Annotated in this window: 24 protein-coding genes; 9 read left to right on the top strand and 15 right to left on the bottom strand. The window is 65.3% G+C overall.

Features of this window, described 5'->3' with window-relative positions:
- Window positions 1-2 precede the first annotated feature (2 nt).
- Window positions 3-893, top strand: coding sequence for a DMT family transporter (locus tag LBW87_RS20590; RefSeq protein WP_225203336.1), 891 nt, complete (start codon window positions 3-5; stop codon window positions 891-893).
- Window positions 894-1,114: 221 nt separating this feature from the next.
- The gene (locus LBW87_RS20585) at window positions 1,115-1,381 is read left to right on the top strand and encodes a hypothetical protein (protein ID WP_225203335.1); all 267 of its coding nucleotides are present in this window, start codon (window positions 1,115-1,117) and stop codon (window positions 1,379-1,381) included.
- Window positions 1,382-1,406: 25 nt separating this feature from the next.
- Here LBW87_RS20585 and LBW87_RS20580 read toward each other — a convergent pair whose 3' ends face one another.
- The 3 genes from LBW87_RS20580 to LBW87_RS20570 are packed head-to-tail and all read right to left on the bottom strand — an operon-like array spanning window position 1,407 to window position 7,336.
- Window positions 1,407-2,837, bottom strand: a complete 1,431-nt coding sequence (locus tag LBW87_RS20580; RefSeq protein ID WP_225203352.1) for an efflux transporter outer membrane subunit — start codon at window positions 2,835-2,837, stop codon at window positions 1,407-1,409.
- A gap of 41 nt (window positions 2,838-2,878) precedes the next feature.
- Window positions 2,879-4,117: an efflux RND transporter periplasmic adaptor subunit gene (locus LBW87_RS20575; protein ID WP_225203334.1), complete on the bottom strand. Its 1,239-nt coding sequence runs from the start codon at window positions 4,115-4,117 to the stop codon at window positions 2,879-2,881.
- 3 nt (window positions 4,118-4,120) lie between these two features.
- Entirely contained in the window at window positions 4,121-7,336 is a 3,216-nt protein-coding gene (locus LBW87_RS20570; RefSeq protein WP_225203333.1) for an efflux RND transporter permease subunit, read from the bottom strand.
- Window positions 7,337-7,749: 413 nt separating this feature from the next.
- On the opposite strand from LBW87_RS20570, the gene LBW87_RS20565 reads away from it, so the two are divergent.
- The gene (locus tag LBW87_RS20565; protein WP_225203332.1) at window positions 7,750-8,634 is read left to right on the top strand and encodes an oxygenase MpaB family protein; all 885 of its coding nucleotides are present in this window, start codon (window positions 7,750-7,752) and stop codon (window positions 8,632-8,634) included.
- 272 nt (window positions 8,635-8,906) lie between these two features.
- Here the strand turns inward: LBW87_RS20565 and LBW87_RS20560 are convergent, their stop codons facing one another.
- The 3 genes from LBW87_RS20560 to LBW87_RS20550 all read right to left on the bottom strand — a co-directional run bounded on the left by LBW87_RS20560 (window position 8,907) and on the right by LBW87_RS20550 (window position 10,564).
- On the bottom strand, window positions 8,907-9,266 hold the full coding sequence (locus tag LBW87_RS20560) for a c-type cytochrome (RefSeq protein WP_225203351.1): 360 nt from the start codon (window positions 9,264-9,266) through the stop codon (window positions 8,907-8,909).
- An 81-nt stretch (window positions 9,267-9,347) separates the two neighbouring features.
- Complete coding sequence (locus LBW87_RS20555) at window positions 9,348-10,139, bottom strand: DUF2145 domain-containing protein (protein ID WP_320442746.1); 792 nt, start codon at window positions 10,137-10,139, stop codon at window positions 9,348-9,350.
- A 14-nt stretch (window positions 10,140-10,153) separates the two neighbouring features.
- The gene (locus LBW87_RS20550) at window positions 10,154-10,564 is read right to left on the bottom strand and encodes a hypothetical protein (RefSeq protein WP_225203331.1); all 411 of its coding nucleotides are present in this window, start codon (window positions 10,562-10,564) and stop codon (window positions 10,154-10,156) included.
- 171 nt (window positions 10,565-10,735) lie between these two features.
- Here LBW87_RS20550 and LBW87_RS20545 point away from each other — a divergent pair, with 171 nt between their 5' ends.
- Window positions 10,736-11,494 (top strand): helix-turn-helix domain-containing protein, encoded by a 759-nt coding sequence (locus LBW87_RS20545; protein WP_225203330.1) that lies wholly within the window; start codon window positions 10,736-10,738, stop codon window positions 11,492-11,494.
- Between the two features lie 9 nt (window positions 11,495-11,503).
- Here the strand turns inward: LBW87_RS20545 and LBW87_RS20540 are convergent, their stop codons facing one another.
- Together LBW87_RS20540 and LBW87_RS20535 are read right to left on the bottom strand one after the other, a co-directional pair.
- Window positions 11,504-13,087 (bottom strand): DHA2 family efflux MFS transporter permease subunit, encoded by a 1,584-nt coding sequence (locus LBW87_RS20540; protein ID WP_225203329.1) that lies wholly within the window; start codon window positions 13,085-13,087, stop codon window positions 11,504-11,506.
- A gap of 2 nt (window positions 13,088-13,089) precedes the next feature.
- Entirely contained in the window at window positions 13,090-14,160 is a 1,071-nt protein-coding gene (locus tag LBW87_RS20535) for an HlyD family secretion protein (RefSeq protein WP_225203328.1), read from the bottom strand.
- 104 nt (window positions 14,161-14,264) lie between these two features.
- Here LBW87_RS20535 and LBW87_RS20530 point away from each other — a divergent pair, with 104 nt between their 5' ends.
- Window positions 14,265-15,713, top strand: a complete 1,449-nt coding sequence (locus tag LBW87_RS20530; RefSeq protein WP_225203327.1) for an efflux transporter outer membrane subunit — start codon at window positions 14,265-14,267, stop codon at window positions 15,711-15,713.
- A gap of 134 nt (window positions 15,714-15,847) precedes the next feature.
- Here LBW87_RS20530 and panE read toward each other — a convergent pair whose 3' ends face one another.
- From panE to LBW87_RS20505, 5 genes are all read right to left on the bottom strand, one after another.
- Window positions 15,848-16,792, bottom strand: a complete 945-nt coding sequence (panE, locus tag LBW87_RS20525; RefSeq protein WP_225203326.1) for a 2-dehydropantoate 2-reductase — start codon at window positions 16,790-16,792, stop codon at window positions 15,848-15,850.
- Window positions 16,793-16,833: 41 nt separating this feature from the next.
- Window positions 16,834-17,181, bottom strand: a complete 348-nt coding sequence (locus tag LBW87_RS20520; protein ID WP_225203325.1) for a winged helix-turn-helix transcriptional regulator — start codon at window positions 17,179-17,181, stop codon at window positions 16,834-16,836.
- Window positions 17,171-17,977 carry an SDR family NAD(P)-dependent oxidoreductase gene (locus LBW87_RS20515; protein WP_225203324.1) on the bottom strand — a complete coding sequence of 269 codons (807 nt, stop codon included), beginning with the start codon at window positions 17,975-17,977 and terminating at the stop codon, window positions 17,171-17,173. Before LBW87_RS20515 ends, LBW87_RS20520 begins: the two co-directional genes overlap by 11 nt.
- A gap of 205 nt (window positions 17,978-18,182) precedes the next feature.
- Window positions 18,183-18,833 (bottom strand): 3-oxoacid CoA-transferase subunit B, encoded by a 651-nt coding sequence (locus tag LBW87_RS20510; protein ID WP_225203323.1) that lies wholly within the window; start codon window positions 18,831-18,833, stop codon window positions 18,183-18,185.
- A gap of 11 nt (window positions 18,834-18,844) precedes the next feature.
- Entirely contained in the window at window positions 18,845-19,546 is a 702-nt protein-coding gene (locus tag LBW87_RS20505; RefSeq protein WP_225203322.1) for a CoA transferase subunit A, read from the bottom strand.
- A gap of 210 nt (window positions 19,547-19,756) precedes the next feature.
- Here LBW87_RS20505 and LBW87_RS20500 point away from each other — a divergent pair, with 210 nt between their 5' ends.
- Window positions 19,757-20,317 carry a LuxR C-terminal-related transcriptional regulator gene (locus LBW87_RS20500; RefSeq protein WP_225203321.1) on the top strand — a complete coding sequence of 187 codons (561 nt, stop codon included), beginning with the start codon at window positions 19,757-19,759 and terminating at the stop codon, window positions 20,315-20,317.
- Between the two features lie 7 nt (window positions 20,318-20,324).
- Here the strand turns inward: LBW87_RS20500 and LBW87_RS20495 are convergent, their stop codons facing one another.
- Together LBW87_RS20495 and LBW87_RS20490 are read right to left on the bottom strand one after the other, a co-directional pair.
- Window positions 20,325-21,224: a LysR family transcriptional regulator gene (locus tag LBW87_RS20495; RefSeq protein ID WP_225203320.1), complete on the bottom strand. Its 900-nt coding sequence runs from the start codon at window positions 21,222-21,224 to the stop codon at window positions 20,325-20,327.
- Window positions 21,225-21,281: 57 nt separating this feature from the next.
- Entirely contained in the window at window positions 21,282-22,520 is a 1,239-nt protein-coding gene (locus LBW87_RS20490) for an MFS transporter (RefSeq protein ID WP_225203319.1), read from the bottom strand.
- A 112-nt stretch (window positions 22,521-22,632) separates the two neighbouring features.
- Between LBW87_RS20490 and LBW87_RS20485 the strand changes: the two genes are divergently transcribed.
- From LBW87_RS20485 to LBW87_RS20475, 3 genes are all read left to right on the top strand, one after another.
- Entirely contained in the window at window positions 22,633-23,604 is a 972-nt protein-coding gene (locus LBW87_RS20485) for a GlxA family transcriptional regulator (RefSeq protein WP_225203318.1), read from the top strand.
- Window positions 23,605-23,752: 148 nt separating this feature from the next.
- Window positions 23,753-24,364, top strand: coding sequence for an NAD(P)-dependent oxidoreductase (locus LBW87_RS20480; RefSeq protein WP_225203317.1), 612 nt, complete (start codon window positions 23,753-23,755; stop codon window positions 24,362-24,364).
- Window positions 24,364-25,014 carry a DsbA family protein gene (locus tag LBW87_RS20475; RefSeq protein WP_225203316.1) on the top strand — a complete coding sequence of 217 codons (651 nt, stop codon included), beginning with the start codon at window positions 24,364-24,366 and terminating at the stop codon, window positions 25,012-25,014. The genes LBW87_RS20480 and LBW87_RS20475 overlap by 1 nt, the downstream gene beginning before the upstream one ends.
- The last annotated feature ends 31 nt before the right edge of the window (window positions 25,015-25,045 follow it).

The following is a 25,045-nucleotide window of genomic DNA, read 5'->3' as shown; positions in this document are numbered from 1 at the left end:
CGATGTCCACCTCGATCTTGCAAGGCGTGCTGGTGGCGTTGATCTGGGGCGCGCAACCGGTGGTGTCGCGCTATGGCTATCAATTGGGCCTGTCGGCCGAGGACGCGACCCTGGTGCGCTATCTCGCCAGCGGCCTCCTGATGCTGCCCTATGCGCTCATGCGTGGCCTGGGCAACGCCTGTGGCATCGGCTGGCCGCGTGCGCTGTGCCTGTTCATGCTGTCAGGCCCGTTGTTCAGCCTGATCCTGATCGGCGGCGTCAGCTATGCCCCGGCCTCGCATGGGGCACTGATCCATCCCGGCCTGACGCCCTTGTTCGGCGCCCTGATCAGCCGCTTCGTACTCAAGCGCGCGGAACGCTTCTCGATGGCGGGCATGGCCTTGCTGCTGGCAGGCATCGCCCTGATCGGCTTCGACAGCCTGCACGGGCAGGCGGCCGCGGGAATCGACGGCGCCTGGCGCGGCGACCTGCTGTTCGTGCTCTCGGCCTTCATGTGGGCCTGGTACATGGTGCTCAACAAACACTGGGGCACGCGACCGCTGGATGTCGTCGCGCTGGTGCAGGTGCTGTCCCTGAGTTACGTCGCGCCCTACCTGATGCTGCACGGCATGCAGGCCTTCGCGCACCCCGCCAGCGCCCTGGCATTGCAGGCCTTCTTCCATGGCGTACTTGTCAGCGTGCTCAGCGTGGCGATGTTCAACGGGGTGGTGGCCAAGCTCGGCGTGAAGGCATTGATGCTGGGTGCGCTGTCGCCCCTGTTCGGTCTGGCGATCTCGGCGCTGGCGCTGGGCGAGACGCTGCGCCCGGCGTTGCTGGTGGGCGCAGCGGCCATCGTGGCGGGGCTGGCCTGGTCCATGCGAACCCCGACCGCGCCGATAGTGCGCCAGGTCTGACAGCCGACGGGCGGACGCATTTCACGCATGCATGGCAGGGGAAACGGCATGGTGGGTCACCCGGCGGCAGCCATCCGTGATGCGTGACCTCCTTGCATCACAAAATCCTGGCAATCCTGCATTCCTTCGATAGCACTCAAGACACCCTTCCCCGAGACTATGCGCCAGGCAGATCCTGGCCACGATGGCGACGGCTGCCTTTTCTTGCGAAGGAGCTAAGCGTGCATCCCACCGTCAAGGTGCGGGTCGATCTGCTGGGGGACGACCTGGTGCAGCACACCATCCTCAGGTTCACCGACGCTCGTGGTCGGGTCATCGAATACGGCCTGGCGCCCGACGCCATGCACGCCCTGCCCACCGCCCCCGATGCTGAAGACATCCGGCACAGCGCCGAAGGGCCGACGTGGGTGCTCACCGAAGCGCAATACCGACGCCTGGTGAGTGAGATCCAGCGCTCGCTGGCCAACACGCCCTGCCCCCTTGCCTGATGCCCCTTGCCTGATTCCCATTGCCTCAGAACGGCCGGTCTGCCTTCACCGCAGGCGGCGCCGATCCGTCGTCGCGACGCTCATGCCAGTCGCCGCCCAGGGCCTTGATCAGGAACACCGACACCAGCAATCGCTGCCCCATCAACTGGGCCGATTGTCGTTCGCTGTTCAATAACGATTGCTGCGCCGTGATGACATCGAGATAGGGCGTCACGCCGCCGTCATAGCGACTGTTGGCCAGGTCCAGCACGCGCCGGGCACTGGCGATGGCCGATTGCGATTGCTGGTAGGCGCGGTCCAGCGCGGCGATGCCGGTGATGCCGTCTTCGACTTCCTGCATCGCGGTCAGCACCGTGCGGCGATAGCTGGCCACCGCCCCTTCATAGCCGGCCTTGGTGAAATCGACGCCGGAACGCAGACGCCCGGCGTCGAACAGGCTCTGGCTGGCCGATACGCCGAGCGACCACAACAGGCTGGGCGCGTTGAACAGGCTGCCCCAGTTGCGGCTGTCCACGCCGTACGAAGGCGACAGCATGAAGCTCGGATAATAGGCGGCGCTGGCCACCCCGATCTGCGCATTGGCGGCGGCCATGGCGCGTTCGGCGCTGGCGATGTCGGGCCGGCGCTCAAGCACATCCGAGGGCACGCCCAACGGGATCGGCGGCAACTGGATCGGCGCCGTCGAGGGCGCGATGGCGAAGACCGGCGCCGGCGTGCCGGTGAGCGTGGCGATGGCATGCTCGTATTGCGCGCGCTGGCGTCCCAGGATGTCGACCTGGGTCAGGGTGTTGTCCAGCAAGGCCTGCTGCTGCGCGACGTCCAGTCCCGAGGTTGCGCCCAGGTCATGGCGCGATGTCGCCAGTTCCAGCGCGCGGCGTTGCAGGGCGATGGAGCGCTTGACCACGTCGATCTCGACATCGAGCTCACGCAGGTTGAAATAATTGCTGGCCAACTCGGCGCCCAGTAACAGGCGCGCGTTCTCGACGTCGGCCGCCGATTGCTGAGCCTGTGCGCTGGCGCCTTCCACCACGCGCTGCACGCGCCCGAAGAAATCAAGCTCGTAGCTCACCCCCAGGCCCAATGCGAAGTCGTTCTGCACGGTGCCGTAGTTAGGCGAGTTGTAGTTGGTCAGCGGGCGGTTGGCCGAGATGCGCGAGCGCGCAGCGCGGGCGTTGATGCCCACCTGCGGAGATTGTCCGGCCGCAGCCACGTTGAGTTGCGCGCGCGCCTGCGCCAGCCGGGCCACGGCAATCGCCAGGGTCTGGTTGCCGCCCAGCGCCTGCTGTTGCAGCGCATTGAGTTGGGCGTCGCCGAAGCGCTCCCACCACGGTCCACGCACGGCGGCATCCTGCGGCTGCATCACCCGCCACGGCGCCTCTGGCGTCCAGGCTGCCGGCATGTCGACTTGCGGCGCGACATAATCGGGTCCGCTGGCGCAACCGGCCAGGGTCATCATCAAGGCGACGCCGGCCAGTGTGATCGTGACGCGCCTGCTGATCACGATGCCGCCTTCTTCTTGTCGCCGTCGGCGCCGGCTTTTTCTTTCTTGACCTCCTTGGCAGGCTCGACCACGTCACCCTCGGCCAGCGAATCGGAAGGATTGAGGATCAACCGCTCGTTGCCCGTCAGGCCATCCAGCACCTCCACCGTCAAGCCAAGGTTGCGTCCCACCCGCACCTTCTTCAGGCGCACATGATTGTTTTCATCCAGCACCGCCACCTGGGCGCCGTCGCGACGAAACATCAGGGTGTCGGCCGATATCAGCAGCATGCCGCTGGACGGCAACGGCAATGCGACCTGGACGAAGGCGCCCGGCAACAATGCATTGTCGCTGTTGGGCAGGCTGACCTCGATCTGCATGGCGCGCGTGGCAGGGTCGATGGAGCCCGCTGTGCGCGCTACCTTGCCCTCGAACTTGCGCCCCCGCAATTCGGCCTGGGTGATGGTCACCTTCTGGCCCGCCTTGACCAGGTTGGCATACGACTGCGGCACGTTGATATAGGCCCGCAGCGGATCGGTCTGCGACAGCACGAACAAGGCCCGGCCCGCACCCGGATCGATCAGGTCGCCGACATCCACATTGCGGCGCGTGATGATGCCGGCGAACGGGGCGACGATACGCTTGAAGCCTTCCACCTGGCGCAGACGCTGGACGTTGGCCTCGGCCGCGGCCAGGTTGGACGTGGCCTGGGTGTAGGCGCTGCGACGCTCGTCGAGTTCCTGCTGCGACACGGCGTCCTTCTTGCGCAGCGCTTCCCAGCGCGCCATCGAACTCTTGGCCAGGTCCATGCTGGCTGCTGCCTGGGCGCGGGCCGCCACCGCCTGCGACAACTGCTGGTCGATTTCAGGGGTATCGAGCTCGGCCAGCAAATCACCCTTCTTCACTTCGGCGCCGATGTCCTTGTACCAGCGCTTGAGGTAACCGCCGGAACGGGCCGCGATGGGCGACTGCACGAAACCCTGCAGCGTACCCGGCAGGACCAGCGTCTGTCCCTCGGCGGTGCTCCTGGCATCGGTCACGCGCACATAGACCTTGGCGCGCTCGGCGGTGCCGGTCTCGAGTTCGCGGGCATTGGCCGCGCGGCTCACCAGCGTACGCGCCGCGCCTGCCGCCAGCAGTACCAGCACTACCACCAGCACCAGCCTGGCGCGCCGCATCATCTGCTGTCGCTTGGCCAGTTCGGCCTCGTCGGGCAGGGCATGGATACCCAATTCGGAATGACGTTCTTGCGACATGACTCAAACCTCTCCTGGCACATGGTTGGCCGAGGTCGCGGGCGGGTTGCGCCGTTGCGCCCTGCGGGCCAGTCTCTGATGCACGCCGGCAAACACGACCGGCACGAAAAACAATGTCGATACGGTGGCAAACAACAGCCCACCGATCACCGCGCGCCCCAACGGCGCATTCTGTTCGGCACCCTCGCCCAGGCCCAGCGCCATCGGGATCATGCCGATGATCATCGCCAGCGCCGTCATCAGCACCGGACGAATGCGGGTCGAGCCCGATTCAAGCGCGGCGGCCAATGGCGTGGCGCCCTCTTCCCGCCGCTGGCGCGCGAACGCCACGATCAGGATACTGTTGGCGGTGGCCACCCCCATGGTCATGATGGCGCCGGTCAAGGCCGGCACCGACAGCGTGGTGCCGGTGATGAACAGCATCCAGGCGATGCCCGCCAGCGCCGCCGGCAAGGCCGCGATGATGATCGCCGCATCGATCCACGACTGGAAGTTCACCACCACCAGCAGGTACACCAGCACGATGGCCATCGCCAGTCCCACCCCCAGGCCGAGGAACGAAGACTTCATCGTTTCGACCTGGCCCCGCACTGCCACCTGGGTACCGCGCGGCAGGCGTGGCCGCATCTCGTCGACCAGCTTGTCGACCCGGCTGGCGACGCTGGCCAGGTCGGTGCCCTGGACGCTGACGAACACATCGATGGCCGGTGAAATGTTATAGCGCGAGGCAATCGCCATCTGGCGCCCGGCGCGCACATCGACCAGGTTGCCCAGCAACTGGGTGCTGGCATTGGGTAGCGCGGCATTGACAGCGGCGTTGGCGCCGGCGCCCACCGGTATGTTGAGCAAGGCGTCGAGCGAATCGACGGCGTATTGCGGCGACTGCACGGCAATGCTGTAGACCACCCCATTGTTGGGATTGAGCCAGAACGCCGGTTGCGTCTGGGAGCTGCCCGACAACGCAATCAACAGGTTCTGGCCGACGTTGGATGCCGACAACCCGAACTGCTGCAGGCGGGTACGGTCGATGCGCAGGTCCAGCGCCGGACCGTCCAGGCGCTGGTGCACGTGGGCGTCGACCGCGCCCGGTACCTGGCGGATCTTCTTGGTCAGCTCGGCGGCCAGTTCGGCATTGGCTTCCATGTTGGGGCCGGTGAACTGCACATCGATCGCGGCCGGCAGGCCGAAGTTGAGGATCTGGGTCACGATGTCGGCCGGCTGGAAGAAGAACTCCACGCCCAGAAACCGCTTCGGCAACTCGGCCCGCAGCAATGCCATCAACTCTTCGCTGGGACGGTGGCCCTCCTTCAGCGCCATCAGCATCTCGCCATCCAGCGTGCCGATGGTGCCGGCGTTGCTGTACGACAGGTTGATGCCCGAGTTGGGCACGCCGAGGTTGTCGAGGATGGTCTCGAGCTCATGCTCGGGTATGAGCTCCCGGATCACCCGCTCGACCTGGTCGGCCAGGCGCGCGGTTTCTTCGATGCGGGTACCGGTGGGTGCGCGCATGTGCAGGCGTAGCTGGCCGGCATCGACGCTGGGGAAGAAGTCACGCCCCAGGAATGGATACAGCAGGCACGACAGCAGGCAGAAGCCCAGGAAGCCGAACGCGAACCGGCGCCGGTGCGCCAGCAGCGATGACAGCACCAGCGTGTAGCCCCGCCGCACCCGTTCGAAGCGCGCATCGAAGGCCAGGTACACGCGCTGCAACAGGCTCTGCTTGGATTGATCGACCTGCCCATGACTGCCCATGAGCAGCATGACCATGGTCGGCACCAGGGTGCGCGAGAGGATGTACGACGCCACCATCGCAAACACCACCGCCTCGGCCAGCGGCACGAACAGGAAGCGCGCCACGCCCGACAGGAAGAACATCGGCACGAACACGATGCAGATGCATAGCGTCGACACGAACGCGGGCACGCCGATCTCGCCGGCGCCGATGATGATCGAATCGTGCAATGGCTTGCCCAGATGCATGTGGCGCTCGATGTTCTCGATGGTGACGATGGCCTGGTCGACCAGGATCCCCACCGACAGCGCCAGGCCGCCCAGCGTCATCAGGTTGAGCGTCTCGCCCAGCGCCGCCAGCGCCAGGATCGCCGCCATGATCGACAGCGGGATGGTCAATGCGATGATCAGCGTGCTACGCCAGTTACCCAGGAACAGCAGCACCATGGCAGCGGTCAGGCCGGCCGCGATCAGGGCCTCGCTGATGACGCCGGCCACGGCCGCCTTGACGAACAGCGACTGGTCGAACAGCGGCGTGATCTTGACGTCTTCCGGCATGGTCTGCGACGCCACCGGCAACATCTTGCGCAGGTTGTTGACGATATCCAGGGTCGAGGCGCCGCCATTCTTGAGCACCGACAGCAGCACGCCGCGGGCGCCATCCTGGCGCACCACGTTGGTCTGCGGCGAGAAGCCGTCGCGCACGTTGGCCACGTCCTTGATATAGATGGTGGCGCCGTTGGTGGTGCGCACCGGCAGGTCGTTCAGGCCGGCCACCGCCTCCGGCGAGCCGTTCATCTTGACCGTGTATTCGGTCGCGCCGAACTTGGCGGTGCCGGACGGCAGGATCAGGTTCTGGGTATTGACCGCATTGACCACGTCGATCGGCGCCAGGCCGCGCGCCTGCATGGCCTGGGTGTCGAGGTCGACCGAGATCAGCCGGGTCTTGCCGCCATAGGGAAACGGCACGGCCACGCCCGGAATGGTGATCAACTGCGGGCGCAAGGTCTGCACTGCCGCATCGAACACCGCCTGCTCCGGCAGCGACGGCGACGACAGCGCCAGTTGCATCACCGGAATGCTGGACGCCGAATACTTGATCACCAGCGGCGGCGTGATGCCCGGCGGCAGCTGACGCAGCTGCGACTGCACCGACGCCACCACCTGCGAAATCGCATTCTGGATATTGGCCTTGGGCTGGAAGAACACCTTGATCACGGCCACCCCGGCCAGCGACTGCGATTCGATGTGCTCGATATCGCTCACCACGGTGGTGAGGCCGCGCTCGTTCTGGGCGGCGATGCGCTGTCCCATCTCCTGCGCCGACAGGCCGTTGTAGTTCCAGATGATGCTGACCACCGGGATATTGATCTCGGGGAAGATATCGGTGGCCATGTTGAGCAGCGTCAATGGCGTAGCCAGGACGATCAGCATCGCCATCACGATGAAGGTGTACGGGCGGCGCAAGGCCAGCGCGACCATGTTCATGGACTGGAACTCATTTCATCAAACCGCGAGTGTGCGCAGCGCCGAGTGTCATCGGTGCGCCCTGACGACCCATGGTCGCCACCCTCTCCCGCTTGCTTTTTTATGTCATGCGCGGCCGCGTCAAGCCCTCGAACGGCTGCACTCCCTGATGCGTGATACGTGATGCCTGAAGCTTCGTATAGCAACAACCGTGCCGCGACTGCCTCCCCTTTCCTGACCAGTGCGTCGCATCGGGCCGGAACTTGCATTTTTGTTAGTGGGCAACCATTTGGCGTGGGCTATTGTAGCGGCGCACAACGCGCCATGACGGCTCGCCAGCGGGAATTTTTTCTGACAGAAATGTCAGCAAGCATCGGCCGATGACAGTTGTGGCAAACTGCCTTCCCGTGTCTGCCTTCTAACATTCTCACCCCATGGAATTCCTGCGTCAGCGTATCGAAGCCAGCGTGCTGGCCATCAGCCGGCCGCCCGGCAGCGCCGATTTTCTGCGCCCGGCGGGCGACCCCGGGCTGTTCGGGCCGGACTCGGCCGCCTGGCAGGTGCATGGCGATTTCACGGCCATGCTCATCGGTGGCGTCGGCGCGCTCATGTTGCAGATGTTGCATCCGCTGGCGCTGGCGGGGGTATGGGATCACTCCAATTTCCAGGCCGACATGCTGGGACGCCTGCGGCGCACTGCCCAGTTCATCGCCGGCACCACCTTCGGCGGGCGCGACGATGCGCAACGGCTCATCGCCCGCGTACGGCAGATTCACCTGGGCGTTTCCGGCCACGCCAGCGATGGCCGCCACTATGCCGCCAGCGATCCTGAGCTGCTGAGCTGGGTCCACTGCGCCGAAGTCAGTTGTTTCCTGCGTGCTTATGTGCGTTACCGCAATCCCGGTTTTCCGGCCTCGGAGCAGGATCGCTACTACGACGAGATCGCCACCGTCGCCCTTGCCCTGGGCGCGCGTGATGTGCCCCGTTCGGGCGCTGCAATGGACGCTTACCTGCAATCGATGCGCCCGCAACTACGCTGCGACGAACGCACCCGCAAGACCCTGGAACTGGTCATGCAGGCACCGGCGCCGAATGCGCTGGCGTTGCCGTGGACACGCTTGATGATGCATGCCGGCGTCGACCTGCTGCCACCCGCGGCCAAGCAGATGCTGGACATCGCGCCGCTCTCACCGCGCCGCGCATGGCTGTTGCAACGTTCGGTATGGCTGGCTGCGCGACCGATCCGCTGGGCGGTGCGCAACGGGTCGGTGCACCTGGCGCGACGTCGCTTGGGATTGCCCGCACGCGACGGCGACTAGGGCCTGTTCACATTAAATCTGCGAGATGCGTTGCCCCCAGGCGGCGTGCTGGCAAGGCGTGCGGCAAGGCTGGTGGTCGCGCCACCAGCCTTGCCGTGCAACGCAGCCAGCGCGCCGCATGGGGGCAACCCTTCGGGAGAGGCCGGCAAGCGTCGCCTGCCGTTGTTGCAGCTCCTTGCCGTAGCACCACTACGGCGCGTCGCTACGCCTAGCCAGACAACGCTTGCCGACCTCTCGCACTCGCAGATTTAATGTGAACAGGCCCTAGGACCTCAGCGGGTGCTGCGCAGGTAGGCCAGGATATCGTCGATCTGGCGCTCGCTGCCGATGCCCCAGAAGCGCATCTTGTTGCCCGGCACCACGTCACCGGGCGATTTCATGAAGGCTCGCAGGCGCTCTTCGGTCCAGACGAAATTGGCGTTGGCCATCGCGCTCGAATACTTGAAATCGTTAGTCGATCCGGCACGCCGCCCGATCACGCCCTGCAGTTGCGGGCCAAAGCCGCCACGCGCGGATGGGCCGACCTGATGGCAACTGGCGCACTTGGCAAAAGCGGCGCGACCGGCCACGGCATCACCACCGGCGGCATGCGTGGCGGTAGACCAGGACAACATCAAGGCCAGGGCGGCCATGACTAACAGGAACGGCGAAGCAGGTTGCGGCATGTGAGATGGAGCATTCGCCGCATGAGCGCTTCAGCGGCGAACGTGATGTTAGAGATCGATAGTGAAGTGGCTCAGTTCCAGTCCCGACTTCTGCAGGAAGTCGAACACCGAATCGGCCGTCGTGGTCTCGATTCTATCGCTGAATCGCTTTTCATCCGGATGATCGTCGAAGGCGATGTTGGCCTTGAACATGCGACCGCCCAGACGCGTCATCGGACCCAGCTTGAGTGTGGCCGGCTGGTAGCCCTTGAACTTGAGCCAGGCCTGCGCCTGTTCGCGGTTGGCGATCTGCGGTTCGATGGCGCGCGCCAGGGTTTCCATCAGCCACTGGTTGGATTGCTGGTAGCGGGTGGCCCACGGGTAGGCCAGCATGTTGTAGCGCGGCTCGTGCAACGCCACGGCTTGCTCGCGGCGCACTGCTTCGCGCAGGCGCTGTTGCACTTCGGGGCGCGGCACCACCACATGCGCCTCGACCTTGAACAGGTCATCCATGAAGAACTGGCCCATGCCCTGTTCATAGATATTGCTGACGGCGGTGCCGCACTCGTTGAGCTTGTGGACCACGCTCCACTGGGCGCCATCGCGATAGGCGAATGCCAGGTGCGAATATTTCTGCCCGTACTTGCCAAGGTCCTGGCCGATGCGACCAATGATGACCACCTCAGCGCCGCTGGCGTTGAGACGGTCGATGGTCTTGACCGCCAGTTCCAGTTCCTGGCGTACCAGGGTCTCGCTGGGCTCGACCCGCTCGCAGGCCTGGCCGGCCTGAACCGGCGACGACAGCGTCCAGGCCAGCATGGCCAGCGGCGCCAGCCGCACGATGCGCATGAGCTTGTTCATGATCATGGCCCGGCTCACGACAGTTTCTCGCTCTTCATCAATGCGCGACCCAGTTCGCTGGGGATGATAGCCAATACCTTGCCCGCCGAGACCAGCAGCATGCCGGCCGAAGTGGCCACGAACTTCACCGATTCACCCACGCCGACCGATGCCGCGCCACTTGCATTGGCCGCCAGCGTGACCGAACCGCGCACGCCATTGCTGACGTTTTCCAGCACATAGACGGTGCCGTCGGCAGAGGCCTGGACGCCCTTGACCACATATTGCCCGGCGCCCGAGATGAAGGCGGCCGGCAACAGCACCGACGCCGCGACGGAGACTGCCGATGCGTTGCTGGGGGTCGACTGGGCATGGACCGGCGCGCAGAACACGGCCGCGGCAGTCAGCGAGATCAGGGTCAGGCGGCGCAGGATGCTGGTTTTCATGGTGTTCTCCTCAAACGTTGTGGCCGGTGTCAGTCCCGATGACCGAGCCGGCGAAGCGCAATGTAACAACGCCGTGGCGCACTGTTGAGCGCGACAGCACAAAGCGCACTTTCCGTGACAATTGGTATCGAAATACAATACTGGCCGGAACAATAACGATAAGGGTGGGTCATGGCGCAGGCGGAATCGCTGGTCAACGCGTTGAAGAACGTGCTCAAGGCGCGCGGTATCACTTACGGCCAGTTGGCCAAGGGGCTGGGGCTGAGTGAAGCCAGTATCAAGCGGGTATTCGCCGAGCGCAGCTTCACGCTGGAACGGCTGGACCAGATCTGCACCATGCTGGGCCTGCAGATCAGCGACCTGGCGCGCATGATTTCCACTGAAGAGCCGGTGCCTTCGCGCCTCTCCGTCACCCAGGAAAAAGAACTGGTGGCCGACCCGCGACTGTTGCTGGTGGCGGTGCATGCGCTGCACCAGTGGAGCCTGGAAGAGATGGTCGACTCGTTTTCGCTGAGCCTGCCCGATTGCATCGGCCTGCTCACCCGGCTCGACCGACTGGGCATTCTCGACCTGCTGCCCAACAACCGGATCCGGGTCAAGGTCGCGCCGGATTTCTCGTGGCTGCCGGGCGGCCCCATCCAGCAATACTTTCGCGCCCAGTTGCGCAACGATTTCTTCAACTCCCACTTCGACCGGCCGGGCGAGAAGATGATCATGGTCAGCGGCACCTTGTCCGACGAAGCCAACGCCGGCATACAGCGCGCGATGAACCGGCTGTCGGCCGAGTTTCTCAGCGCCCATCAGCAAGACCTGAACCTGCCCCTCGAGCGTCGCAATGGCAGCGCGCTGATCATCGCCCTGCGGCCATGGATGCCGGAACCATTCATGCAATTGCGCCGCTATCCTTCGCGCGGCCCCAATCGCGACTGACAGGCCAACTCAATGCGCGTCCGGCGAGGGCGCCTTGGGCGGCGCCACGCGGCGCATCAACGGCACCATCAGCGTCGCCGTCAACAGGCACAGCATGATGACGAAGAAGGCATCGGCACAAGCCTGGGTCTGGGCTTCGCGCATGACCAGGCGTGCCAGCGAACGCAGACTGCCGCCCTCGGCCGCGCCGGGCGCGATGCCCATGCCCTGCAGATGTCCGGCGCCGTTGCGCAGCATCTCCAGCATGGCTTCGTTGCCGGCATCGAGATGCTCGGCCAGCCGCAGGAAATGCAGGTTGGTGCGATCGTTGAGGATGGTGCCGCACACCGCGATGCCGATCGCGCCGCCCAGGTTGCGCATCAGATTGAACAGTCCCGAGGCCAGCTTGAGCCGCTCCGGCGCCAGCGAGCCCAGGGTCAGGGTCACCACCGGGGCCACCGCGAACTGTTGCGAGAAGCCGCGCAAGGCTTGCGGCAACAACAGCTCACGCCAGCCCCAGTCATGGGTGATCGGGGTGAAGTTCCACATCGACAGCGTGAAGCAGGCCAGGCCGAACATCATCAGCCAGCGCAGGTCGATACGCCGCGCCAGCATGGTGTAGAACGGGATGGCCAGAATCTGGAACAGGCCGGTCGAAAAGATCGCCAGCCCGATGTCGAGCGCAGAAAAACCGCGCACCCGCGCCAGGAACACTGGCGTCAGGTAGATGGTGGCAAACAGGCCGATGCCAGTGACGAACGAGAAGAAGCAGCCCAGCGCAAAGTTGCGCTGCTTCAGCGCCCGCAGGTCGACCACCGGATGGGCATAGCTCAGGCTGCGCCAGATGAAGCCGATCCCCGCCACTGCCGCCACGACTGCGGTGGTGCGTATCACCTCGTCGCCCATCCAGCCATAGCGCGGTCCTTCTTCCAGCGTGTATTCGAGGCAGCCCAAGGCCAGCGCCAGCAGCAGCATGCCGGGATAGTCGGCGCCGCGCAGCAGCGCGGGATCGGGACGATCAATCTTGACCATCATCGGCACCACGATGGCCACGAAGGTCCCCGGCACCAGGTTGACGAAGAACAGCCAGTGCCACGAATAACTGCTGGTGATCCAGCCGCCGATGGTCGGGCCCAGGGTCGGCGCCAGCGAAGCCAGCGCACCCACAGTGGCTGCCGCCAGCACCCGTTGGTGCCCCTGGAAATAGAAAAAGGCCGACGTGAACACCAGCGGGATCATCGAGCCGCCCAGGAACCCTTGCAGCGCCCGGAAGGCGATCATGCTGTTGATATCCCAGGCCAGCCCGCACAGCAAACTGGCGGCGGTAAATCCGATGGCCGAGGCAGCGAACAGCCAGCGCGTCGACATCACCCGCGACAGCCAGCCCGACAACGGAATGACGATGATCTCGGCGATCAGGTAACTGGTCTGCACCCAGGCGGTTTCATCGGCGCCGGCAGACAGCCCGCCGCCGATATCGGCCAGCGATGCCGACACGATCTGGATGTCGAGCAGGGCGATGAACATGCCCACGCACATGGTGGCAAAGGCCAGCACGCGCTGGCGCGTCGACAACTCCGGAAACGCGGGTGGTGCTGCAGGCGCTGCACGCATGTTCAGCTCCGGCTATCGCGCAGGTCGACATCGGCGGTCACCGACAGGCCGGGCCGCAACCGCCCCAGGCGCGATGATTCGCCATCGAGGGCAATGCGCACCGGCACCCGCTGGACAATCTTGGTGAAATTGCCGGTAGCATTTTCTGCCGGCAGCACGCTGAACTGGGCGCCGGTGGCCGGGGCCAGGCTCACCACATGGCCGCTGAACCGTTCGCCGGGCAGCACGTCGGCCTTGATCACCACCTCCTGGCCCGCACGCAGGTGAGCGATCTGGCTTTCCTTGAAATTGGCGTCCACCCACAAACCCTGCGCCGGCACCACCGACAACAACTGCGCCCCGAGGTTGGCATAGGCGCCAGGCCGTGCACGCCGATTGCCGACCACGCCATCGACCGGTGCGCGCAACTCGGTATAGGCCAGGTTCAGTTGCGCCAGTTGCAGGTCAGCCTGCGCCTGCTGCAAGGCGGCCTCGATCTGCTGGCGGCGCGCGGCGATCACGTCCTGCTGGCGCCGGGTAGCCGCCAATGCCGCCTGCGCCTTCAGGCCGTTGGCCTGCGCCTGGCGATAATCGGCATCGGCGCGCTGGGCGCTCTGCAGCGACACCGCCGACTTCGCCACCAGGTTCTGATAGCGCTGCCAGTCGTCGCGGCTGCGCGCGGTTTCGGTGTCGGCAGCGCTGACGCCGGCGCGCCCCTGCTCGATGACCGACTCCTGCAGGCGACGCTCGGCATCGGCATTGACCAGCGCCGCCTGCTGCGCCGCGACCGCCGCGCGGGCCCGCGCCAACGCCGCCAGGAAGTCGCGCTGGTCCAGCTTCACCAGCAGCTCGCCGGCACGCACGGCCTGGTTGTCCTGCACCAGCACGGCGTCGATATTGCCGGCCACCTTGGGCGCGATCACGGTGATGTCGCCGCCGACATAGGCATCGTCGGTGCTCTCGACATGACGCCCGATGCTGAACCAATGCACGCCCCATGCCACAAGCGCGATCACCACCAGCGTCAACAACAGGATTTTCAGCCAGCCGGTGCGGCGCGGCGTCGGTGAGGTGGAAGTGGTCTGGGTGCTCATGGTGTCGGTTACCTGTGGGATGAAAAGATAGGAGTTGCTTTCAAAACGATAGTGAGTTTAAACTTGACACTATCATTTTGCAAGTAACTTGGCGGATCACGCTCATGACCATCGAACACCCTCGCCCTTCTTCCCTGCGCGCACTGACTGCGGCGCTGGTTGGCGCCATGCTGCTGGCAGCGTGCAGCAGCGGTCCGGATTACCATCGCCCCGACTACCAGGACGCGCCTTTGCGTCATGCCCCGCAACTGGCGCAGCGCGCCACCGCCACGCCCATGCCGCCGCTGGAGCGTTGGTGGGAAGGCTTTGGCGACGCGCAGCTATCCGACATCGTCACGCGTGCACTGGCGCAGAACCTCGACCTGGCCGCTGCCATGGCACGCGTCGAGCAGGCGCGTGCGGTGGCGCAACTGGCGGGCGCCCGTGGCCTGCCGCAGGGTGATCTCACCGGCCAGGCCGCGCGCAACCACCAGTCACTGCACAGCCCATTGGGACGCATCGCCAGCACCTTGCCCGGATACGAGCGCAACCAGAACCTGTTCGAACTGGACGGCGGCGCCAGCTGGGAGCTGGACCTGGCCGGCGCCATCCAGCGTGGCGCCCAGGCCGCCGACGCCGAACTGGAAGCGACGCAGGCGATGCAGGCTGGCGTGCGGGTGACGGTCGCGGCTGAAACGGCGGACGCCTACTTCCGGATTCGCGCCGCGCAAGCCCGGCTTGCACTGGCGCTGCGACAGGTGCGCGCCAGCGCCGACCTGGGCGACCTGGTGCAACTGCGCCTGCATGACGGCCTGGCCAGCCAGGGCGAAGTAGCGCAGGCGCAGGCACGACTGGCGCAGGCGCGGGCGACATTGCCGCCGCTCCGCATCGAGCTTGAACGCCAGTCGAATCGGCTCGATGTATTACTGGGTGTGCAGCCGGGCACGTTCGCGACGCGACTGGGCCAGCCGGGCGTCGATGCCGTGGTGCCAGCCATTGCGGTGGCCACCGGCAGCGCCGAACTGATGCGGCGGCGACCAGATGTGATCGCCGCCGAACGACGTCTGGCGGCGTCCAGCGCGCGCATCGGCGTGGCCGAGGCGGCGCGTTATCCGCAACTGTCGCTGTCGGCGCTGGCGGGCGTCCAGAGCCTGGGGGCGGCCGGACTGTTCACGGCCGACAGCCTGCAGGCGCAGGGCGGGTTGGGACTGCGCTGGCGGCTGTTCGACTTCGGCCGCATCGATGCCGAAATCGCCCGCGCCAGAGGAGTCAATGCGGAGGCGCTGGCGAACTATCGGCACAGCATGCTGCGCGCCACCGAGGACGTCGAGAATGCGGTGGTGGTGCTGCTGCAGCTTGAGCAGCAGTCGCGCGATCTTGCCCAGCAGGTGCACGCGCAGCAGCAGGCGCGCGGCAATGCCGAAGATGCCTATAAGGGTGGGCTATCGAGCCTGGCAGAGGTGCTCACCGAAGATCGCCTGCTGATTGCCGCCCAGGACCAGATGGCGCAGGTGCACGCCGACAATGCGCGGGCGGCGGTGGGACTTTTTCGGGCCATGGGTGGGGGATGGTGACGATGCCTTGCTGACGCTGGGTACCGGCCTGCGCCGGTACGACGGAAAACTTATGACTGAACTTCCGTCGTCCTGACGAAAGTCAGGACCCAGCGTCTTGCGTTGCGCCTGCGGGAGGTACGCAAGACACCGACTCAGTGAGGGGCTTGATCGACCCGCTCGCGCTGCGCCTCATACGCCTTCAGATGCAGGTAGGCCAGTTGCAGCAACGTGGTCTTGGCGCCCTTGGCTTCACCGCGACGAATCAGGTCGCCGACGATATGGTCGGCTTCGATCCGGTTGCCATTGCCGATGTCGCGAAACATCGAAGCCGTCAGCGTCGAGCCGTGTTCGGTGAGCATGCCGCGCGTGCGGTGATAAAAGCTCTCGCCCGGGCGATGTCCTTCCAATTCGGCCACGCCCGCGCATTCGGCCAGCACACCTTCGATGAAGGCCAGGCCGCCGGGTCCTTGCAGGATGTCGCCGATGCTGGCGCGCATCAGCGAGGTGGCGCTGGCCAGGGTCGCCAGCATGGTCCATTTTTCCCACATCGCCTGCAGGATGTCATCGCTCTGCCTGAGCTCGAACCCCTCCACGGTCAACGCCTGCTCCAACCGGCGCGTACGCTCGCTGCTGCCGCCGGCGAGTTCGCCGAAGGTCAGGCCGGCGTAACTGTTGAGGTGCCGGATGACGCCATCGGCATCGAGCGTGCTGGCGATGACGCATTGACCGCCCAGCACCGCCTCGCTGCCGAATCGACGCGCCAGTACATCAAGGTGCTGCATGCCATTGAGCAGCGGCAGGATCGCCGTGCCGGGACCGACCGCCGCCGCCGCCATCGAGGCTACCGCATCATCCAGGTCATAGGCCTTGCTGCTGAGGATCACCAGATCGTATTGCGCCTGCAGGCCGGCACTGTCGACCAGCTTGACGTCGGTCAGGTCGAGCTCGCCCGAGGGGCTGCGCACCCGCAGGCCATGTTCACGCAATAACGCGGCGCGCCGCGGGCGCACCAGGAAGCTGACATCGCGACCGGCCGCGTGCAGACGCGCACCGAAATATCCGCCGACAGCGCCGGCGCCTACTATCAGGATCTTCATCCCGTTCTCCTTGGGGTTGGCTGCCGCTATTGTGGCCGCATTCACGATAGCGCGTCGGGCGCGCACAAATAGCGCTCGCCCCACTGGCGCATCGCCGCCAGCAAGGGCTGCAATGCACGGCCGGACTCGGTCAGCAGATATTCGTCGCGTGGAGGATGTTGCTGGTAGGGCCGCCGCTGCATGACGCCGGCGGCGACCATGGTCTGCAGGCGCCGGGCCAGGATCGCCGGAGAAATCCCCAGGTTGCGCCGGAACTGCTCGAAGCGGGTGCTGCCGCGCAGGGCGTCGCGCACGATCAGCACGGTCCACCCTTCCCCCACCAGTTGCAGTGTGGCCGCCACCGGACAATCGGCGGCGGCCACGACGGGACTGGCAGGCTTAGCCGGCATGGACGAGATAGCGATCTGCGGGACGGTTGCGCGACAGGTTCGGTCCCAGCGCCTGACGTGCGGCCTGCAGCGCATCCCAGTCGGCGCGCGCGGGCAGCGACGGAATGGTCACCAGTTCGCCCTGGTCGAGGCCCGACAGGGCAGCGTCGACCAGGTCGCCGACTTCCATCAGCATCTCGGCGGGCAAGTCGTCGACGCTGCCGCCGGCGCGGTCCCAGATCTCGGTGCGGGTCGCGCCCGGCAGCACGGCCTGCACGCGCACGCCACGCGGGGCCAGTTCCTGCTGCATCGACTGGCTCAGGTTCAGCACATAGGCCTTGGTGCCGCTGTAGACGCCGTTGAACAGTTCGGGCGCCAGCGCCAGCACCGAGGCGATGTTGATGATGGTGCCGCTGCCGCGCCCACCGAAGGCCGCGGCAGCGGCGGCGGCCAGGCGGGTGACCGAGATCACGTTGAGCTGGATCATCGATTCGACGCGGTCGATATCGGTGTCGATCAGTTGCCCCTGCACCGCCATGCCGGCGTTGTTGAGCAGCAGCGTGATGGCGGCATCGGTGCGCAGGCGTTGTTCGACGGTCAGCAGATCGGCACGTTTGGTGAGGTCGGCCGGCAATACCTCGACCTGCACGCCATGACGCGCTTTGAGTTGCTCTGCCAGTTGTTGCAGGCGGGCGGCATCGCGCGCCACCAGAATCAGGTCATGGCCGCGTGCGGCCAGGCGTTGCGCATAAGTGGCGCCGATGCCGGCCGAGGCGCCGGTGATGAGGGCGGTGCCCAGGTTGGTCTGCTGGTTCATTGCTGTCCTTTGTGGTCGGTGATCCGGAACGTTCCGGGGGGTTACTTCCATCATGGTAGTTACTATCATTATAAAAGTAACTTGACGACTGTCAAGCGGGTTCGCGGCCAGGCGACAACAACGGGACGGCATCGGCGGCGCAAATGCAAAAAGGGCGTCGGTTTCCCGACGCCCTTTCGGCGGATTTCCTGCTACCGGCTAGTGCCTAGACCGCGCTGACATCCAGTGCCGCTTCGGTCTTCTCGATCACTTCTTCCTTGCTCACGCCGGTGGCCAGTTCGATCAGCTTCAAGCCGTTCGGCGTGACGTCGATTACGCCCAGGTCGGTGATGATGCGATTGACCACGCCAACGCCGGTCAGTGGCAGATTGCATTCCTTGAGGATTTTCCTGGATGTGCTGCCGTCCTTGGCCTTGGCCACGTGCTCCATCAGGACCACCACCCGGCCGACGCCGGCCACCAGGTCCATCGCACCGCCCATGCCCTTGACCATCTTGCCCGGAATCATCCAGTTGGCCAGGTCGCCGTTGCCCGATACCTGCATCGCGCCCAGGATCGCGATATTGATCTTGCCGCCGCGAATCATGCCGAACGAATCGGCCGAGCTGAAGAAGGACGAGCCCGGGATGGTGGTCACGGTCTGCTTGCCGGCGTTGATCAGGTCGGGATCGACCTGATCTTCGGTCGGAAACGGGCCGATACCCAGCAAGCCGTTCTCGGACTGCAACCACACCTCGATGTCGTTCGGTACGTGGTTCGCCACCAGGGTGGGCAAGCCGATACCGAGGTTGACGTAGAAGCCGTCCTGCAGTTCCTTGGCCGCGCGCGCGGCCATTTCATCTCTGGTCCATGCCATGTTCTTCTCCCTTATTTGGCCGCGCTGATGGTGCGTTGTTCGATGCGCTTCTCGGGCGTGGCATTGACCACGATGCGATGCACGAAGATGCCTGCGGTATGGATCTGGTCCGGATCGAGCTGACCCACTTCGACCAGCTCTTCCACCTCGACCACCGTGATCTTGCCGGCCATCGCCACGTTGGGATTGAAGTTGCGCGCCGTCTTGTTGAACACCAGGTTGCCGGCACGGTCGGCCTTCTGGGCCTTGACCAGCGAGACGTCGGCCACCAGCGCACGTTCCATCACATAGGTGGCGCCATCGAAGTCGCGCACTTCCTTGCCTTCGGCCACCAGCGTGCCCACGCCGGTCTTGGTGAAGAAGGCCGGGATGCCGGCGCCGCCGGCGCGCAGTTTCTCGGCCAGGGTGCCTTGCGGGGTAAATTCGAGTTCCAGTTCGCCGGCCAGGTATTGCCGTTCGAATTCCTTGTTCTCGCCCACGTAGGAGGCGATCATCTTCTTGATCTGGCGCGTATTGAGCAACTGGCCCAGGCCAAAGCCGTCGACGCCGGCGTTGTTGGAAATGGCGGTCAGGTTCTGCACCCCCGAATCGCGCAGGGCCGCGATCAGTGCTTCGGGAATGCCACACAGGCCAAAGCCGCCGACGGCGATGGTCTGACCGTCCTTGACGATGTCTTTCAACGCGGTGGCCGCGTCGGGATAAACTTTGTTCACGAGTCTCCTTTCGGCTCTTGCGACGCACCCCGCCGCTACAGCGGTCGACGATCGACCGTGCCGACGAAGCGTTCTCCGAGCATCATCACTAAAAAGCGCCAATCATCATAGGTCAGCGAAATAGGCCATACAATACGGTAAAACTACCTGGCGCACTGCAGCATATCGCGCCCGCCAGGCTCGAGGGACCCCAGCATCTTGCCGCCTACCATGACCACGTTACCTGCCATCGATTTCGAACAGGTCTTCATGCACGCCCCGATCGGGATGTGCATCTCCCACAATCGCATCATCCAGCAGGGTAACCTGGCGATGGCGGCGATGTTCGGCTATCCGGTCGAGTCGCTGCGCAAGAAATCCTTCCTCGAGATCTATCCGACGCCGGACGAGTTCGAACGCACCGGCCAACGCCTGGTGCCGATACTGAACGAAAAGGGCTTCTATTCGGACGAGCGCATCATGAAGCGCTCCACCGACGAGATGTTCTGGTGCCACGTCACCGGCCATTCGCTGGTGCAGGGCGACCCGCATGCGGCCGGCATCTGGACCTTCGAGGATGTCAGCGCCAAGCGCCCGATCACGCCGGGCCTGACGCCCCGCGAGCGCGAGATCGCGGCATTGCTGGTCGAAGGCAAGACCAGTAAGCTGATCGCGCGCCAGGTCGAACTGAGCCCGCGCACGGTCGAGATGCACCGGGCCCGGCTGATGCGCAAATTTGCCGCCGCCACGTCCTCGGAACTGGTGCACAAGCTGCTCAGCATCACGCCCTGATCGCCTTTCAGAAAGGCTGCTCCCGAAAACGCTCGGCCAGGAAATCCACCATCGTGCGCAGCGTCGCCGGCATGTGCTTGCGCGACGCATAGACCGCATACATCCCCAGCTGGGTCGGCTCATGCTCCGGCAGCAACGCCACCAGCTCGCCCGATGCCAATAACGGCGCCACCGAATAGGCCGGCATATGGCCCACCCCGACCCCGGCCAGCACCGCCTGCAACAACACCGTCACCTCATTGGCGCTGATGCTGCCGCCGACCGCCACCGAGCTTGCGCGCCCGCCGGCGCCACGCGGTTCGAACTGCCACAGGCTGCGGCCGACATACGAATGCGTGAGGCAATTGTGCAGCGCCAGGTCTTCCACCTGGGTCGGCGTGCCGTGCCGCGCCAGGTATTGCGGTGTGGCGCAGATGACCGAGTGGCATACCGTCAGCTTCCTGGCGATCAGGTTGGGTTCGAGCCGGGTGGTCATGCGGATGGCCAGGTCGATCCGCTCCTCGACCAGGTTCACGGTGCGGTCCAGCGCCACCAGGTCGACCGCCACCTCGGGATAGCGCCGACCGTAGTCGACCACCGCCTGCACCAGCTGGGTCTGGGTAAAGGAGGTGCTGGAGGTGATGCGCAGCAGGCCACGCGGCGTCTCGTCGGGGGTATCGACGGCATGCCGCATGTCGTCCGACAGCACCAGCATCTGCCGGCAGCGCGCCAGGATCTCGTTGCCGGCCGGCGTCAGCGACAGCCGCCGCGTGGTCCGGTGCAACAAGCGCGCGCCCACCCACTCTTCCAGTTCGGCCACGTAGCGCGACACCACCGGGCGCGACAGGTCGAGCTGCTGGGCCGCTGCCGACAGGCTGCCGCTATCGACCACGGTGACGAATACCTGCATGGCGATCAGGCGGTCCATGGCATGTCGGGGCAAATGATCATGGGAGAGCATTGTAGTCAAAAGCCAGGGCGAACGTCAGCGCCGCACCGGTGGGGGAAACAACGGCCACACGGCCAACGCCACCACGGCCAGCGACAGCCAGACCACGGTCCACCCGCAACGCTGCAACACCAGCGGCAAGGCTTGCGCCGTCAGGAAGAACACCAGGAATACACAACTGTTGCCCAGCCCGAGCGCGGTGCCGACCTGGGCCGGCCCCGCCTGCACCGCCAGTTCGGTATAGGCCACGCCGTGCCAGGCCGACACAGCCGTGCCGGCGATGGCCATGGCGATGGCCAGCGGCAGCAGCAAGGCAGGGCGGTCGCTCCACACGCTGAGCAGCGCCAACACGGCAAACAGGGCCGCACTGAGCAGGGCGCTACCGCGTAGATAGGCATGCCGGTTGCCGCGACGATCGGTCCAGCGTCCGCTGGCGATGCGGCAACCCGCCGCGCCCACCTGCAACGCCGTCATCACAGCGCTGATCAAGACTACGCCGGCATTCGACGCGTCATGCAGGAAGATGCCGCCGAAGCTGATCACCGCCACCTGCGGCGCGCACAGCAGGCCGGTGCCCAGCGCCAGCCGCCACACCAGCGGATTGCGCAACGTGGACCTGGCCGATACGGGCATCTGCGTGGCAGTAGGCGCGGCTACCTGCAGCGGCGGTTCACGCAACCATCGCAAGGTCAGTGCCACGCTGGCCAGGCAGCCGGCGATCAGTACCCCATAGACGGCGCCAAAACCTGCATGCGCGGCCAGCGACGGCAACAGCAAGGCGCCGATGCCGCCACCCAACGGCACGGCGGTCTGGCGGATGCTCATGGCCAGGCCGCGTTCGCCGTCCCTGAACCAGGCCATCACCGCACGGCCGCTGGCGCCGTTGACACTGCCGCCCAGCAGGCCGGCCAGCATCAGCCCGGCACATAGCCAGAAATAAACGGCACCACCCTGCCCCGGCAAGGCCATCACGATCAACAGCCAGAGCGCGGCCACCGTGCCGAGCAGACCGGTGAGCAATACCTTGCGATCGCCGAATCGATCGGTCAGCATGCCCCACGGCAGTTCGCCCAGCGCCACGCCCAGGCTCAGCAGGCCGAGCGCCAGTCCCAGTTGCGCATTGCTGAGCTGGTACTGGGCGCGTAACACCACCGAGGTGACGGGGATGCCGGAAAAGATTGCCGAAAAACTGGCGTTGGCGGCCACGCCGGCAGCCAGCACTTTCCAGCGGTGGCGCGCCGGGACGGAAGAAACAGGGAGGGCGACGCATTGCATGGCAGGTCCTGAGAGATGGAGTGATGCGCAGTGTGGCCTGCACGTCAACGGCTTGAATGACATAATTCCTGCACTTCAAGACATCCCTATCTTTTCCCTTGCCAGGTGCGCCATGCCCGTTCGCCCCATCGCCTTCCTGATCTTCGCCGACTGCAGCATGCTCGATTTCACCGGACCGCTGTCGACCTTCGACGCGGCCAATCGGGTCTCCGGCAAGACGCTGTATCAACTCACGCTGCTGTCGGAGCCGGGCGGCCTGATCCGCAGTTCGGCCGGCGCCTGCACGCAGACCGAAGCCATCGGCAATGCCATCTTCGACACGCTCATCGTCGCCGGTGGCGGTGCGCCGCGCGAGGGGCTGGTGTCGGACGCGCTGCGGCGCTACATCCTGTACATGCAGCAACATGCGCGCCGGATTGCCGGCGTCTGCACCGGGGCCTTCGTGCTGGCCGCGGCCGGTATTCTCGACGGCAGGCACGCGACTACCCATTGGCGCATGGCGGCCAAGTTGCAGAAGATGCATCCCAAGGTGCTGGTCGACAGCGACCGGATCTATTCGCGCGATGGCGCGGTGTGGACCTCCGCCGGTATTTCGGCCGGCATCGACCTCGCCCTGGCGCTGATCGAAGACGACCACGGCGCCGAGCTGGCCCGTGCGGTGGCGCGCGAGCTGGTGGTATTCCATCGCCGCCCGGGCGGGCAATCGCAATTTTCGGCATTGCAGGAAATGGACGGCGGCAGCGATCGCATCCGTACTGCCCTCACCTTCGCGCGCGAGCATCTGCAGCAGGAATTGACGGTGGATATCCTGGCCGAAGTCGCCTGCCTGAGTCGCCGCCAGTTCGACCGCACCTTTGCCGCGGAAACCGGCCAGACGCCGGCCAAGGCGATCGAACAGATGCGCGCCGAGGCGGCACGCATCCGGATCGAAGCATCATCGGACTCACTGGACGCCATCGCCCGTGCCAGTGGCTTCGGCGATCCGGATCGCATGCGACGCGCTTTCATGCGCCTGTTCGGGCAGCCGCCGGCAAGCTTGCGCCGCCTGGCGCGGCAACGCCAGGTCGATGTGATGCCGGGTTGAGGTTCTATCTGAACGTTTATAGAAACAAACTATATTGCATTACGTTGTTTTTCCGAACGAAAGAAGTGGCTAATCTGGAGTCCAGCAACAACCGAGCGTCGTCGTTCGAAGACACGGCGCCGTTTTCATCTCACAAAAGGACATCAGCATGAACATCGCCATCATCGGCGCCACCGGCAACGTCGGTAGCCGCATCCTCGAAGAAGCCCTGCGCCGCGGCCACAAGGTCATCGCCATCGCCCGCGACGCCAGCAAGATCAAGCCGCAAGAGCAGGTCACCGCCCGCAGCGCCGACGTGCTCGACAGCGCCGCACTGGCAACCGCATTGGCTGGCGCCGATGTGGCAGTGTCCAGCGGTCGCTTCGTCAACTTCAAGGCCGCCGACCTGCTGCCGGCGGTGAAGCAGGCTGGCGTTAAGCGCCTGGCCGTGGTGGGCGGCGCCGGCAGCCTGGAAATCGCACCTGGCAAGGCCTTGATCGACCTCCCCGAGTTTCCCGCTGAATACAAGGCAGAAGCCTCGGCCGGTCGTGACTTCCTGGGCGACTTGCGCGCCGAGCAAGAACTGGACTGGACCTTCCTGTCGCCGTCGGCGCTGTTCATCGCCGGCGAGCGGTCCGGCAAGTTCCGCCTCGGCGCCAATGAACTGCTGACCGCCGCCGATGGCCGTAGCTGGATCTCGTATGAAGACTACGCCATCGCCCTGCTCGACGAACTCGAGCAGCCCAAGCATGTACGCACACGCTTTACCGTAGGTTACTGATGGGTACTCCGGCCGCATCGCTGCATTACATCCACGACCCGCTGTGCGGCTGGTGCTACGGCGCGTCGCCGCTGGTGACGGCGGCACGCGCCGTATTACCGGTGACAGCGCACGGCGGCGGCATGATGGCCGGGCGCAACCGGCGCCAGGTGACCGCCGATCTGCGCAACTACGTGATGCCGCACGATCACCGCATTGCGCAGTTGAGTGGGCAGGTATTCGGTGAACGCTATTTCAATGGCCTGCTCACCGACACCACCGCCGTCTTCGACTCGGGCCCGCCGATTGCCGCCGTGCTGGCGATGCAATCGCTCAAGGGCAATGACGCCGGGCTGGACCTGCTGGCGGCAATCCAGCGCGCGCATTATCAGGATGGACGCCGCATTTCGGACGAATCGGTGCTGGTTGCGCTGGCCGAACAGTTGGGCGCCGATGGCCAGGCCTTTGCCGCAGCCATGCAGCAACAACCGCTCGAAGCGCATTTCCAGGCGACGCGCGATTTGCTCGACCAGGTGGGCGGCCGTGGCTTCCCCACCTTCGTGCTGCAACGGGGTGAGGCGATGGAAGTAATCGAGGTGGGTCCGTGGCTGGGCCGGCCGGTCGAATGGGCTGTTTATCTTCGGGAAGCGATTGAAGACGCTGGGTCCTGACATTCGTCAGGACCCAGCATTGGCCCCGATC

Source organism: Herbaspirillum sp. alder98, from assembly GCF_020179755.1.
In the GTDB taxonomy this organism is placed as follows: Bacteria; Pseudomonadota; Gammaproteobacteria; order Burkholderiales; family Burkholderiaceae_D; genus Herbaspirillum.
This window is presented reverse-complemented; position numbering and strand designations above follow the sequence as displayed.